Origin of the sequence: Amycolatopsis sp. EV170708-02-1, assembly GCF_022479115.1 — a bacterium.
GTDB lineage: Bacteria > Actinomycetota > Actinomycetes > Mycobacteriales > Pseudonocardiaceae > Amycolatopsis.
The window spans coordinates 5,195,972-5,209,709 of the sequence record NZ_CP092497.1; the positions used below are offsets into that span (position 1 = coordinate 5,195,972).

The 13,738-nt window shown below is 70.2% G+C and carries 12 protein-coding genes; 3 read left to right on the plus strand and 9 right to left on the minus strand.

Annotation, left to right across the window (positions count from 1 at the left end; genetic code table 11):
• Positions 1-2: 2 nt before the first annotated feature.
• Complete coding sequence (locus MJQ72_RS23575; RefSeq protein ID WP_240593128.1) at positions 3-629, minus strand: NUDIX hydrolase; 627 nt, start codon at positions 627-629, stop codon at positions 3-5.
• The gene (locus tag MJQ72_RS23580; RefSeq protein WP_081976085.1) at positions 626-2,326 is read right to left on the minus strand and encodes a CTP synthase; all 1,701 of its coding nucleotides are present in this window, start codon (positions 2,324-2,326) and stop codon (positions 626-628) included. The genes MJQ72_RS23575 and MJQ72_RS23580 overlap by 4 nt, the downstream gene beginning before the upstream one ends.
• 88 nt (positions 2,327-2,414) lie before the next feature.
• Here MJQ72_RS23580 and aroA point away from each other — a divergent pair, with 88 nt between their 5' ends.
• A complete protein-coding gene (gene aroA, locus MJQ72_RS23585) occupies positions 2,415-3,701 on the plus strand; it encodes a 3-phosphoshikimate 1-carboxyvinyltransferase (protein ID WP_016335365.1) in 1,287 nt (428 codons plus the stop codon).
• On the opposite strand, the gene MJQ72_RS23590 is transcribed toward aroA, so the two are convergent.
• Both MJQ72_RS23590 and MJQ72_RS23595 read right to left on the minus strand, forming a co-directional pair.
• Positions 3,698-4,633 (minus strand): phosphotransferase, encoded by a 936-nt coding sequence (locus tag MJQ72_RS23590; protein ID WP_240593129.1) that lies wholly within the window; start codon positions 4,631-4,633, stop codon positions 3,698-3,700. The two genes, aroA and MJQ72_RS23590, sit on opposite strands and share 4 nt — an antisense overlap.
• 23 nt (positions 4,634-4,656) lie before the next feature.
• The gene (locus MJQ72_RS23595) at positions 4,657-5,334 is read right to left on the minus strand and encodes a GntR family transcriptional regulator (protein ID WP_240593130.1); all 678 of its coding nucleotides are present in this window, start codon (positions 5,332-5,334) and stop codon (positions 4,657-4,659) included.
• Between the two features lie 147 nt (positions 5,335-5,481).
• Between MJQ72_RS23595 and MJQ72_RS23600 the strand changes: the two genes are divergently transcribed.
• Positions 5,482-6,924, plus strand: coding sequence for an NCS1 family nucleobase:cation symporter-1 (locus MJQ72_RS23600; RefSeq protein ID WP_240593131.1), 1,443 nt, complete (start codon positions 5,482-5,484; stop codon positions 6,922-6,924).
• Positions 6,924-7,643, plus strand: coding sequence for an aspartate/glutamate racemase family protein (locus tag MJQ72_RS23605; protein WP_240593132.1), 720 nt, complete (start codon positions 6,924-6,926; stop codon positions 7,641-7,643). The genes MJQ72_RS23600 and MJQ72_RS23605 overlap by 1 nt, the downstream gene beginning before the upstream one ends.
• 235 nt (positions 7,644-7,878) lie before the next feature.
• Here the strand turns inward: MJQ72_RS23605 and MJQ72_RS23610 are convergent, their stop codons facing one another.
• The 5 genes from MJQ72_RS23610 to MJQ72_RS23630 all read right to left on the minus strand — a co-directional run bounded on the left by MJQ72_RS23610 (position 7,879) and on the right by MJQ72_RS23630 (position 13,735).
• Complete coding sequence (locus tag MJQ72_RS23610; protein ID WP_240593133.1) at positions 7,879-8,826, minus strand: copper transporter; 948 nt, start codon at positions 8,824-8,826, stop codon at positions 7,879-7,881.
• Entirely contained in the window at positions 8,823-10,007 is a 1,185-nt protein-coding gene (steA, locus tag MJQ72_RS23615; RefSeq protein WP_037348117.1) for a putative cytokinetic ring protein SteA, read from the minus strand. Before steA ends, MJQ72_RS23610 begins: the two co-directional genes overlap by 4 nt.
• Positions 10,008-10,110: 103 nt before the next feature.
• A complete protein-coding gene (gene recN, locus MJQ72_RS23620) occupies positions 10,111-11,907 on the minus strand; it encodes a DNA repair protein RecN (RefSeq protein ID WP_240593134.1) in 1,797 nt (598 codons plus the stop codon).
• Positions 11,908-12,011: 104 nt separating this feature from the next.
• Positions 12,012-12,923: an NAD kinase gene (locus tag MJQ72_RS23625; protein ID WP_072026471.1), complete on the minus strand. Its 912-nt coding sequence runs from the start codon at positions 12,921-12,923 to the stop codon at positions 12,012-12,014.
• Complete coding sequence (locus MJQ72_RS23630) at positions 12,920-13,735, minus strand: TlyA family RNA methyltransferase (RefSeq protein WP_037348115.1); 816 nt, start codon at positions 13,733-13,735, stop codon at positions 12,920-12,922. Before MJQ72_RS23630 ends, MJQ72_RS23625 begins: the two co-directional genes overlap by 4 nt.
• Positions 13,736-13,738: the final 3 nt, after the last annotated feature.

Genomic DNA, 13,738 nt, shown 5'->3' on the forward strand with positions numbered 1-13,738 from the left:
CGTCAGAGACCGCGCGAAGCGAACTTCGTCGGCCTGTCCTCCCAAGGCGCGTCCGAAGGCCGCGACGAAGCCGCGCCCGAAAGCACCGCGTGCGCGGCGAGCACGCCACCGACGGTCGCCCCGTTCACCAGCTCACCCGCCAGCGCCATCCGGACCGCCTCGGCGAGCGGGAACTTCCGCATGACGAGGTCGGCCTCCTCCTCGCCGAGCATCTCCCTGTCCACTTCGGACAGTTCGCGGGCGAGGTAGACGCGGACGACCTCGTCGGTGAAGCCGGGCGACGCCGCGACGTCGACCAGGGTCTCCCAGCGCTCGGCGCTGAGCCCGACCTCCTCGACCAGCTCGCGTTTGGCCGCGCCGACGGGGTCCTCCCCCGCCTTGTCGATCAGGCCGGCGGGCAGTTCCCACAGCCGCCGCCCGATCGGGTGGCGGTACTGGTGGATCAGCGTCACCGCCCCGTCGGCGTCCAGCGCGACGACGGCGACCGCGCCCAGGTGCTCGACGACCTCACGGCGGGCGGTGCCGCCGCCGGGCATCACGACCTCGTCGACCCGCAACCCCACGACGCGTCCGATGTGGACGTCCCTTGTGGACGCGACGGTGAACTCGTGCTTGCCGGGTTCGGTCACCGGGCCACCGTCTGCGGGGCCTCGGGCAGCTCGACCGGCAGCCGCTCGGCGACCTTGCGGTCCACGACGGCCTTCACGAACGCGCTGAACAGCGGGTGCGGCCGCGTCGGGCGGCTCTTGAGCTCCGGGTGCGCTTGGGTGCCGACGAAGAACGGGTGCTTGTCGGCGGGCAGCTCCACGAACTCGACCAGGTGGTCGTCGGGCGAGGTGCCCGAGAACACCAGACCGGCGTCGGAAAGGCGCTTGCGGTAGGCGTTGTTGACCTCGTAGCGGTGGCGGTGCCGCTCGGAGACCTCGGTGCTGCCGTACGCCTTCGCGACCTGCGAGCCCGGCTTCAGCTTCGCGACGTACGCGCCGAGCCGCATCGTGCCGCCCATGTCGCGCTCGCCCGCGACGACGTCACGCTGGTCGGCCATCGTGGAGATGACCGGGTTCGGGCCGTCCTCGAACTCGGCCGAGTTCGCGTCCTTGATCCCGGCCAGGTTCCGCGCCGCGTCGATCACCATGCACTGCAGGCCGAGGCACAGGCCCAGCAGCGGCAGCCCGTGGGTGCGGGCGTAGGCGATGGCGCCGACCTTGCCCTCGATACCGCGGATGCCGAAGCCGCCGGGGATCAGCACACCGTCCACATCGGACAGCGCGGCCGCGGCACCCGCCGGGGTCTCGCAGGAGTCCGAGGGAACCCAGGCGATCTGCACCTTGGCGCGGTGGGCGAACCCGCCCGCGCGCAGCGCCTCGGTCACCGACAGGTACGCGTCCGGCAGGTCGATGTACTTGCCGACGACCGCGACCCGCACCGTCTCCGACGGGTTGTGCACGCGGTCGAGCAGGTCGCCCCACACGGTCCAGTCGACGTCGCGGAACGGCAGCCCCAGGCGGCGCACCACGTAGGCGTCGAGCGCCTCACGGTGCAGCACCTTCGGGATGTCGTAGATCGACGGCGCGTCGGGGCAGGCGATGACGGCCTCGGTGTCGACGTCGCACATCAGGCCGATCTTGCGTTTGAGATCCTCCGGCAGCTCGCGGTCGGCGCGGCAGACGAGCGCGTCGGGCTGGATACCGATGTTGCGCAGCGCGGCGACCGAGTGCTGGGTCGGCTTGGTCTTGAGCTCGCCCGACGGGGCGAGGTACGGGACCAGCGAGACGTGGAGGAAGAAGCACTGGTCGCGGCCGACGTCGTGGCGGACCTGACGGCAGGCCTCCAGGAACGGCAGCGACTCGATGTCGCCGACGGTGCCGCCGACCTCGGTGATCACGACGTCCGGGCTGTTCCCGTCCTCGTCGGCGCCCGCCGCTGCGGTGATCCTCGCCTTGATCTCGTCGGTGATGTGCGGGATGACCTGCACGGTGTCGCCGAGGTACTCACCACGGCGCTCCTTGGCGATGACCTCGGAGTACACCTGCCCGGTGGTGACGTTCGCCTTGCCGTCGAGAGCCCGGTCGAGAAAACGCTCGTAGTGCCCGATGTCCAGATCGGTTTCGGCGCCGTCGTCGGTGACGAACACCTCACCGTGCTGGAACGGGTTCATCGTGCCCGGATCGACGTTGAGGTACGGATCCAGCTTCTGCATCGTGACCCGGAGCCCACGTGCGGTAAGGAGCTGACCCAGGCTGGAAGCCGTGAGTCCCTTACCCAGAGAGGAGGCAACGCCTCCGGTGACAAAGACATACTTGGTAGCCCGCGACTGAAGTCCCACGGGCTTCCACCTTATCGCACGCCCGCCGTAGCGCTCATCGGCCACGCCGCAAGCGTCCGATGGAGTGGAAAACCGCTACCCTCGCGGCGTGACAGACGCGCACGACACCTGGACCGCACCGGTCGCGGAAGGCCCGCTCGACGCGGACATCCGCGTCCCCGGTTCGAAGTCGATCACCAACCGGGCCTACGTCCTCGCCGCGCTCGCCAGCGCGCCGACGCGGGTGCGGACCCCGCTCGACTCCCGGGACGCGCGCCTGATGCTCGGCGCCATCTACGCCCTCGGCGCCCACTCGCAGGGCAGCATCGGCGGCTACCTCGTGCACCCGCTCGGCCCCGGCCGCGTCCATCCCGACGAAACCGTCCGAGTGGAACTCGGCAACGCGGGCACGGTCGCCCGGTTCACCCCCGCGCTCGCCGCGCTGGGTACCGGCCCGGCGCTGTTCGACGGCGACGAGGCCATCCGCCGCCGCCCCATCGGGCCGCTGCTGAAGGCGCTGCGCGACCTCGGCGCCCGCATCGACGACGACCGCCGCGAGGCGCCGCCCTTCACCGTCCACGGCGAAGGCGGATTGCGGGGCGGCAGAGTCGATCTGGACTCCTCGGCGTCGAGCCAGTTCCTGTCGGCGCTGCTGCTCGCCGGGCCGTCGTTCCAGCAGGGTGTCACCGTGCGCCTCGTAGGCGGCCAGGTGCCGAGCGAACCGCATATCGCGATGACGGTCGAGATGCTCCGCCGCTTCGGGGCCACTGTGGACCGTGAGGGCACCGAATTCCACGTCGCCCCCACGCGGCTTTCCTGCCCCGAGTACATCGTCGAGCCGGATCTTTCGACGGCTGCGCCGTTCGTCGCCGCGGCGATCGCGACCGGCGGCACGGTGCGGATCGCGGGCTGGCCGCAGCGGACGACCCAGCCCGGGGACTGGCTGCGCAGCCTGGCGCCCGTTCTGGGTGCCACCGCCGAACTCGACGCGGCGGGCCTGACGGTCACCGGCGGCGGCACGATCCCCGGCGTCGAACTGGATCTGCACGACGTCGGCGAGCTGACGCCGGTGATCGCGGCGCTGCTGTGTCTCGCCGAGGGGCCGTCGGTCATCTCCGGGGTGGCGCATCTGCGCGGCCACGAGACCGACCGGCTGACCGCGCTCGCCACCGAACTGTCGTCGCTCGGCGCCGACGTCCGCGAGACCGAGGACGGTCTGCGGATCACGCCGGCACCGTTGCACGGCGGGAAGTTCCACACCTACGACGATCACCGGCTGGTGATGGCGGCGGCCGTGCTCGGCCTGAAGGTCGAGGGCGTGGAGGTGGAGAACCCGGGGACGGTCGGGAAGACCTTCCCCGGATTCGCCGAGGCCTGGACCTCGATGCTCGGCTAAGCGAGCCCGCCCGCGAACGGGGTCGCCCGCCACTGGTCGATCATCGGTTTCATGCCGTCCACCAGCATCGGCAGGTCGGGCGCCATCGACAGGCACGCGACCACCTGGAGCAGGCCCAGCGCCTCGAAGGTGCGCAGCACGCCTTCGTCGACCTCGCGCAGGCCGAGTTCGACGGCTGCGGCGTTGTAGGCCTTGATGCCATCGGGTCCGTTGAAGGCGAGGTCGCGTTCGATCGGGCCGCGGTTGACCAGTTCGAAGTCGGAGTACAGCTCGCCTCCGGTGGTGACGATCAGGTTGTAGCCCGGAGCGTCGCCGTGGACCGGCTGGACGGTGGCGTCCGGGAACGCCTCGGCGAAGGCCTCCTCCGATGCCAGCAGCGGCCGGAAGACCTCCCATTCGCGGCGGGCGCGGTCGAGGTCGGCGGGGTCGAGCAGGTCGGGCCTGCCTTCGAGCTGAGCGAGGCCGTCCGGGATGAACGGGGCGAGCCCGTTCAGGAACGCCAGCTCGCCGGGATAGTCGCGGAGCGCGGCGTGCAGCTTCGCGACGAGCTTCGCCGAGTGCTCCACGGCGAGGTTCGCGTCTTCGACGAACTCGATCAGCTCCCAGAACGTCATCGAGAAACCGTCGCGCCGCACCGGTTCCGCCGGCACCAGCGGGCTCGGCTTGACGACCGGAAGCCCCTTCTCGCCGAGCCAGGTGGCGACGGCGAGTTCGCGCCGCTGATCGGCCAGCTGTGTCTCCGGTGTCGTCGTGCGCGGCAGCACGGTCGGCACGCGCACGACGACCGGCGAAGGCGCCAGCCGCACGATGACGGAGAAAACGTCGTACAGGACCTCGGGTTCGGTGACGGTGATACCCAGGTCGCGTCCCGCGGAGACCGCGGCGGCCACCGCCCGCGCGGTGCGGGCGGCCCGTTGTTCGTCGGTGATCATGCCGCGAGTCTGACATGTCCGGTTCACCCGGCGGAGCGTTCTCCGTCATCCTCGGGGAACAGCGTCTTCAAGGTCACTTCCCGGTTCACCCGCACATGCTCGACGGCATGGGCCCGCGCCTGGTCGGCGTCGCCCGAAGCGATCGCGTCGTAGAGGCGGCGGTGCTCGTCGAGCAGTTCGCCCCAGTGTTCGTTCTGGCTGGTCAGCCAGCGCAGCCTGCCCTCGAGCGGGCGGAGGATCTCGTGCAGCAGCCCGTTGCCCGCGAGCGCGACGATCTGGTCGTGGAAGCGGGTGTTGAGCAGGGTGATGCGGGCCGGGTCGCCGCTCTCGGTCGCGCGGGCGGCGTCGGTGAGCAGACGTTCGAGCGCGCGGAGTTCCGCTTTGCCCGCCCGCTCGGCGGCCAGCCCGGCGGCGAGTCCTTCGAGCGCCTCGCGGACGTCGAACAGCTCCTCGACGTCGGCCTTGGCCAGCTGGCGCACGACGATCCGGCGGGGCGACTGGACGGCGAGGAATCCTTCGGCCTCCAGGCTGCGGATGGCCTCGCGCACCGGCACGCGCGAGACACCGAGATCCTCGGCGAGTTCGCGTTCGACCAGCCTGTCCCCCGGCTTCAGCCGTCCGGCGAGGATACGTTCACGCAGCTCGTCGCGGACCCGCTGCCGGGTCGCGGCCAGCGGCTGACGCTGTCCTTCCTCCGCCACCTGACCCCCTCTTCAACACCGCCGTAACAGCTCGTAACCCGAGTTTATCGGCAGAAACCTTGACGACGGGCCACCGCGGGGTGATATTTGGGATGCCAAATTTTGGGATACCAAATCGACCGGACTCCCCGTCGATCGGAGGCCCGCATGACCGCCGCCCCAGCAACCCGGTCCGAAGCGCCTACCACCGAGAACGCCGATCCCCGGCTCTGGAACGAAGACCTCGCCCCGGCGAAAGAACGCCGATGGAAGGTCTACGACATCTTCGCGCTGTGGATGTCGGACGTGCACAACCTCGGCAACTACACCTTCGCGGCGGGCCTGTTCGTCCTCGGGCTCTCGGCGTGGCAGGTGTTCACCGCCCTGCTGACCGGGTTCGTGCTCATCTACTTCGGCATGAACCTGATGGGCCGGATCGGCCAGAAGACCGGCGTCCCCTTCCCCGTCGTCGCCCGCATCAGCTTCGGCACCTTCGGCGCGAACCTGCCGGCGCTGATCCGCGCCATCATCGCGATCTTCTGGTACGGCATCCAGACCTATCTCGCCTCGGTGGCCATCACGCTGCTCGTGCTCGCGATCGATCCAGGGCTGAAACCGTTGACGGAGGTGGGTTTCCTCGGCCTGCACGCCCTCGGCTGGATCTGTTTCATCGCGTTGTGGCTGGCACAGGCGCTCGTGCTCACCCGCGGCATGGAGGCCGTGCGCAAGTTCCAGGATTGGTGCGGTCCCGGCATCTGGGTCGTGATGATCGCGCTCGCCGTGTGGATCCTGGCCGCCGCCGACTGGAACATTTCCTTGACCAGCAACCCGAAGGCACTGTCCACAGGGGAGCAAGTACGGCAATGGTTCGGCGCCGTCGGGCTGATCCTGTCCATCTACGGCACCCTGATGCTCAACTTCTGCGACTTCTCCCGGTTCGCCCCGAACCAGAAAACGGTGCGGCGCGGGAACTTCTGGGGTCTGCCGATCAACTCGACGGCCTTCGCGCTGCTGTCGGTGCTGGTCACGGCGGGCAGCCTCCAGGTGTTCGGCGAGGCCATCACCGACCCCGCCGAACTGCTCGCCCGCATCGACAACACACCCGTGCTGATCATCGGCGCGCTGACCTTCGCGATCGCCACCATGGGCGTGAACATCGTCGCGAACTTCGTCTCCCCCGCCTACGACCTGGCCAACATCTGGCCGAAACGGATCACCTTCACCATCGGCGGGATGATCAGCGCGGTCGCGGCGTTGTGCGTGCTGCCGTGGAAGCTGTACTCCTCCCCCACGGTGGTCAACTACTTCCTCGGCGGTCTCGGGGCCTTCCTCGGCCCGCTGTTCGGCATCATGATCGTCGACTACTACCTGGTGAAACGCGGCCGGATCGATGTGGACAAGCTGTTCGTGGCCGGACCCGATTCGCCGTACCATTACAAACGCGGGTTCAACCCGCGGGCGATGGTCACCTTCCTGCCCACGGCGGCGTTGTCCGCGATCATCGCGCTGGTGCCGTTCTTCGCCCCCGCCGCGCCGTACTCGTGGTTCATCGGCACCGCTTCCGCCGCGGCCCTCTATTTCGTGGTGTCGCGCAAGCAGCGGGTCGCGTGATGCGGATCCTGGTCACCAACTGCAACACCACCGAGGCGATGACCAAGGAGATCGAGGCGGGAGCCCGCGCCGCAGCGAGCCCCGGCACCGAAATCCTGGCCAGGACACCGTTGTGGGGCCCGGAATCCGCGGAGGGCTGGCTGGACAGCTTCCTGAGCGCCGCGGCCGTCCTCGACCTTCTCGACGGGCTGGACGAACCCTTCGACGCGCTCGTGATGGCCGGTTTCGGCGAGCACGGCCGGGAAGGCGCCCGGGAACTGCTCGATGTCCCGGTCGTCGACATCACCGAGGCCGCCGCGCATCTGGCCTGTCTGCTGGGAAGACGCTACGGCGTCGTGACCACATTGGACCGGACGTGCGGGCTCATCGAGGACAGCCTGCACGCCGCGGGTGTCGCGCAGAACTGTGTCGGCGTCCTCGGCGCGGGGCTCGGCGTCCTCGAACTGACCGACGAACGCCGGACGGAATCGGCCTTGCTGACCGCCGGACGCCGGGCCAGGGACGCGGGTGCGGAAGTCCTCGTGCTCGGCTGCGCGGGGATGACCGGCCTCGATCACCGCATCTCGGCGATGCTGGACATCCCGGTGATCGACGGCGTCGCCGCCGCCGTCCGCCTGGCCGAATCCCTCGTCGCTCTCGATCTCAAGACCAGCCGAGCCGGCTCCTACGCCCGCCCGCTCCCGAAAACCCGCCTCTGGCCCCGCGTTGCCGAGGAGTAACGCGAGGTTGGCGTGCCACGCGGTCGCCGGACAACTCACGCCCGGCGGCAGCCAGGCCGACAGCGCCCGGGGTGAAGGGGCCTTTCCCCGCATCCAACGCGGCGAAAGGCCCCTTCACCACAGCGGACACTTCGCCTTACAGACCGACAAGACCTCTGACGGACCGCGTTTAGTCCTCTGGATGCGGTCCTTGCACACGCAAGTACCGCATCCAGAGGACTAAACGCGAAAGGGGCTAGTTGCCGGCGGCGGCGATCCCGGGGGCGGGAGCCTGGGCGTTACCCGCGATGCCGTACCGGCCGGCGCCGCCTTCGAGCTGCTCCCGCAGCGCCATGATCGTGGTGACCCGGCCCGCCGCGGTCTCCGCGTTGTCCACAGTGGACAGGATGGACGTCGACGAGGTGTCGGCCCGGACGACGCCGATCGCGCCGGTGCCGTCGGCGGATCCCGTGTCGCCGGCCAGGACGGTGCCCGCACCGGAGCGGTCGAGCTGCGCGGCGAACCGCGCGATGGTCGAGGCGCGGTCACCGGCGCCGTCACCGGTGTACTTGGAGCCGGTGAGCACGATCGCGAGCTGCGCGGGCTTCACATCCCCGCCGGTCTTGAGGAATCCACCGTCGGTGAGGCCGCCGAGCGCCGCCGCCAGCTCCACCGGCGTGGACTGCGGCTGCGCGTTGTCCTTGTTCAGCAACGCCACGGACCCGATCAGCGCGCCCGCGAGGGTGCCGGGGTCGCCCGCGGTCGGGAACTGGACACCGGCCGGCTGAAGGCGCGACACGACGTCACGCAGCTGATCCGACCGCATGGGGTCGGAGAACGCCTCGGTCAGCTGGATCTCACCGGTGACCGAGGCACCGGCCTGTCCGACGAGCTGCTTGAGCGCGTCGCGGTCCGCGGGCTTCGCGTCCTCGGTGGTCACCAGCACCACCGAACGCTTGTCGAGCTGCCCCGCGACGACTTTCGGCCCCATCGCGCCGGCGAACGCGTCCGCGTCGCCGAGCCTGGCGTTGAGCGAATTGCGCTGCGCCTCCAGATCCGCGACCTGGGAACCCAGATCCTCCTTCTGGCTGGCGAGACCCGAAAGCAGGGAACCGTTCAGCGCCGTCGACCCGAGCACCACCCCGATGGCGAGCGCCAGGAAGCAGGCGGCGATGGAAACGATGTGGTACCGCAGTGAAATCACGTGAAGAGTCCCTTGCCCCAGGCGATGAACGAGTTCCAGGTGTCGCGGATCCAGTCGAGGTACACCGAACCCACGTCGGACACCAGCAGCGCGGCGGCGACGGCCACCAAGGTCGCGACGACCAGCAGGACGATGGCGCCGATGGACACCCGGCTGCGGTGCAGGGTCGCGACCGCCTTGCCGTCGACCAGTTTCGTGCCGAGCTTGAGCCTGGTGAGGAATGTCGACGGATTCGATCCGGACCGGCCGTGGTCGAGGAATTCCCGCAGGGTCGCCTGGAAACCGACGGTGACCACCAGGCTCGCCTCGTGCGCGTCGGCCAGCAGCAGCGCCAGGTCCTCGGCGTTGCCCGTCGCGGGGAAGGTGACCGCGCCGATCCCGAGGTCCTGGATGCGCTCGACCCCGGGGGCGTGCCCGTCCGGCTGCGCCGGGACCACGACCTCGCCACCGCTGCGCAGGGTTTCGGCGCCGATCCCGTGCGGGTCGCCGACGATGACGTCCGGCTGATACCCCTGCGCGCGCAGGGTGTCGGCCCCGGCGTCGACCCCGATCAGCACCGGCCGGTGCTCGGAGATGTACTTCTTCAGCTTCTTGAGGTCTTCGGCGTGCCCGTTGCCGCCCGCGACCACCAGTGCGTGCCGATCCCGCAGCGGGACACGGATCTCCGGGACGCCGACGCCGTCGAGGATGAGGCTGCGTTCCCGGCGGAGGAATTCGATGGTGTTCGCGGAGAACGCCTCCAGCTGGGTGGACATCCCGGCCTTGGCCTCGATCATCTGGTCCGCGACGCTTTCCCGCGTCTGCTGGACACCCGAGCCGAGCTGGCGCTCTCCGATGTAGACGACGCCCTCGTGCAGGCGGAGTTTCGTGCCGTCCTTGACCTTGCGCAGCAGTTCGCCGCCGACCGAATCGACCAGCGGGATCCCGGCCTCGAGCAGGATCTCCGGGCCCAGGTTGGGGAAACGGCCGGAGATCGACGGCGAGGCGTTCACCACCGCCGCGACTTCGGCCTCCACCAAGGCATCGGCGGTCGAGCGGTCGAGGTCGAGCTGGTCGAGGACGACGATGTCGCCAGGGCTCAGCCGGCGAAGCAGCTCACGCGTACGCCTGTCGACCCTGGCGACGCCGGTGATCCCGGGGAGGGTCTCTTGGTTACGCGAGAGCAAGCCGGTGAGCTTCATGCGACCGATAGTGACAAATCCGCGCGGCCTTCTGCGTCCGCCACGCCGATGGAAACACGCCGATTAACCCACACCGGATCGGGCTACTCGGTCGTGACAGGCACTACTTCGCCTTCTTTCGCTTTCCGCCGCGGCGGGCTTTGGGCTTGTCCGGCGCGCTCTTGTCGGCCTCGGCGACGGCGAGCAATTCCTCCGCGTGCGCCCGGCCGGTCTCGGTGCTTTCCATTCCGGCGAGCATGCGGGCGAGCTCGACGACGCGCTCCGACTGTTCGAGCACGCGCACGCCACTGCGGGTCACCCCGCCGCTGGTGCCCTTGTCCACCACCAGATGCTGATCGGCGAACGCGGCTACCTGCGGCAGGTGGGTGACCACCAGGACCTGGTGGCTGCGCGCCAGCCGCGCGAGCCGCCTGCCGATCTCGACCGCCGCGCGGCCGCCGACCCCGGCGTCGACCTCGTCGAACACCAGCGTCTGCACCGTGTCGGCGTGGGCGAGGACGACCTCGATCGCCAGCATCACGCGGGAAAGCTCACCACCGGAAGCGGCCTTGTGCACCGGAAGCGGCGGGGCTCCGTTGTGCGCCCGCAGCAGGAGCTCGACGTCGTCGACGCCGTCGGGCCCCGCGTGCACGAGCCTGCCACCGACCTTCACCGCGTGCGCGTCGCTCTCGTCCACGGTGCGCCGCTCGACGGTGATCTCGATCTCGGCCTGCCCCATGGCGAGCCCGGACATCTCGGCGGTGATCGCCTCGGCGAGTTCGGCGGCGGCCTCGACACGCGCCTCCGACAGCGTGAGCGCGTGCTCGGCCAAGGTGACGGCGAGTTCGTCGCGGCGCTTGGCCAGCTCGGCCAGCGCCTCCTCGGAGGTGTCCATCGTGGACATCCGGCGACGGGCGTCGTCGGCCCAGGCGAGTACGCCGTCCACGTCCGCCGCGTATTTGCGGGTGAGCCGCTTCAGATCGGCCTGGCGCGCGAGCACCTTCTCCAGCAACGCGGGATCGGCGTCGAGCGTTTCGAGGTAGCTGCCCAGCTCAGTGCCCACTTCGGACAACAGCACCGAAGCCTCGTCCAGCCGGGGACCGAGCTCACGCAGCACGGCGTCCTCGGAACCGTTCAGGTGACGGGTCGCCTCCCCGATCAGCCCCAGCGCGCCGGGCACGTCCGGGTCGCCATCGGGTGAACCCGAGACGGCGGCCTGCGCGGCACTCGCGGCGGACCGCAGCTCGTCGACCGCGGCGAGCCGCTTGATCTGCTCGGTGAGCTCGGTGTCCTCGCCGGGTTCCGGCGCGACGGCGTCGATCTCGGTGAGACCGTGGCGCAGCAGGTCGGCCTGCTGGGCCATCTCGCGGGAGCGGGTGGAACGCTCGGTCAGTTCGGCGACGACGGCGAGCCATTCGTCCCGCACCGCGCGGTACTGCTCGAGCGGCTCGGTGACGGCCTCGCCGGCGAACCGGTCGATCACCGCGCGCTGCTCGGCGGGCCGCAGCAGGCGCAGCTGATCGTTCTGCCCGTGGACCGCGATCAGCTGCTCGGACAGATCGGCCAGCACCCCGACCGGCACCGAACGGCCGCCGAGGTGGGCACGGGACCGGCCGTCGACCGAGACCGCGCGCAGCGCGATGACGCTGCCGTCCTCGTCGACCTCCGCCCCGGCGTCGGTGACGATCCGGGTGGCGCCCTCGGCACCGCCCAGCTCGAAGCGGCCTTCCACGAAGGCCTTCAGCATTCCGGTCCGCACCTTGGACACTTCGGCTCGGCCGCCGGAGAGCAGGTGCAACCCGCTGACGACCATGGTCTTGCCCGCACCCGTCTCACCGGTGACGACGGTGAAGCCCGCGTGCAGTTCCAGCAGGGCGTCCTCGATGACTCCGAGGCCCTGGATGCGCATCTCGGCCAGCACGACGCCCACCGTAGCGGCCCACCCCGACCATTCCCGCACCCGGCACGTCATGAAAGGGGCCTTGACGACGAAAGTTGTCTTCAAAGGCCCTTTCACGACATCCGTCAGCGGGCGTGTCGCTCCCGCCAGCCCTTGATCGGCAGCGAGAACTTGTGCACCAGCCGGTCGGTGAACGGGCCTTCCCACAACCGGACCAGGCGCACCGGCACCCGGCCGCAGGTGACCCGCACGGCCGCGCCGGCGGGAAGATCGAAGGTCCGCGATCCGTCGCAGGTCAGGACGGCGGGCGAACCGTCCGGATCGATGGCGACGGTGATCTCCGAGTCCCGCGAGACGACCAGCGGCCGGGAGAACATCGCGTGCGCGTTGCTCGGGACCACGAGCAGGGCCTGGACATCGGGCCAGATGATCGGACCGCCCGCGGAGAACGCGTACGCCGTCGAGCCGGTCGGGGTGGCACACAGGACACCGTCGCAGCCGAAGGACGACACGGGCCTTCCGTCGACCTCGATGAGCGCGTCCAACACCCGCTCACGCGAGCTCTTCTCGACACTGGCCTCGTTGAGCGCCCAGGTGTTGACGGTCTCTTCGCCGTCGACGGTGACGACGACGTCGACGGTCATCCGCTCTTCGACCTGGTAGTCACCGTCCACGGCGCGCTGGACGGTGTCGGCGAGCTTGTCCGAATCGGCCTCCGCCAGGAAGCCGACGCGGCCGAGGTTCACGCCGAGGACCGGGACACCGTTCGGCCTGGCCAGTTCCGCGGCCCGCAGCAACGTGCCGTCGCCGCCGAGCACGAACACCAGCTCGGTGCCGGCGGCCGGATCCTGCTCCGGCGCCATGACCGTGCAGGGCGCGCCGATCCCGCCGTCCGCCTCCAGCATCTCCCGGACGTCCTCGTCGAGCACCCGCAGCCGCACCCCGGCCTTGGCGAACCGGGCGGACACCTCGCGTGCCGCGTCCCGGGTCGCGTCCCGGTCCGGGTGCACGACGAGCAGCACCTCGCGATCGCTCATTGGGGTCCCTCCAGGACTGCGGTCCGGACGAGCCGCTCGGCGTCGGTGCCGGCGGTCTCCCCCGCCCCGCGGGTAAGCCAGACGAAGTATTCGACGTTCCCGGACGGCCCGGGGAGCGGGCTGGCCACGACGCCGCGCAAGCTCAGATCCAGCTTCTCGGCCTCGGCGAGCACGCCGAGCACCGACTCGGCTCGCAACTCCGGGTCACGGACGACGCCGCCGCTGCCGAGCCGGTCCTTGCCGACCTCGAACTGCGGTTTCACCATCGGCACCAGATCCGCGCCGTCCCGCGCGCAGGCGGCCAGCGCGGGCAGCACGAGCTTGAGCGAGATGAACGAGAGGTCCCCGACCACGAGGTCGACCTGCCCGCCGAGGTCTTCCGGGGTCAGGTTTCGGACGTTCGTCTTGTCGAGGACGACTACGCGGTCGTCGGTGCGCAGGCGCCAGTCCAGCAGACCGCGGCCGACGTCGGCGGCGATCACGGTGGCGGCGCCGTTGCGCAGCAGGACGTCGGTGAAGCCACCGGTCGAGGCGCCCGCGTCGAGGCAGCGCTTTCCTTCGGTGGAAAGGCCTTGCGGGGTGAAGGCTTCGAGCGCGCCGAGGAGTTTGTGCGCGCCGCGGGAGGCCCAGCCGGGGTCGTCGTTGTCGCGCACCACGATCGGCGCGCCGGACTCGACGCCTGTCGCGGGTTTGGTGGCCACCATCCCGCGCACGGTGACCTTGCCCTCGGCGATCAGCGCCGAGGCCTGTTCCCGGGACCGGGCGAGACCCCGCCGGACGAGCTCCGCGTCCAGGCGGGCGCGTTTGGGCACGCG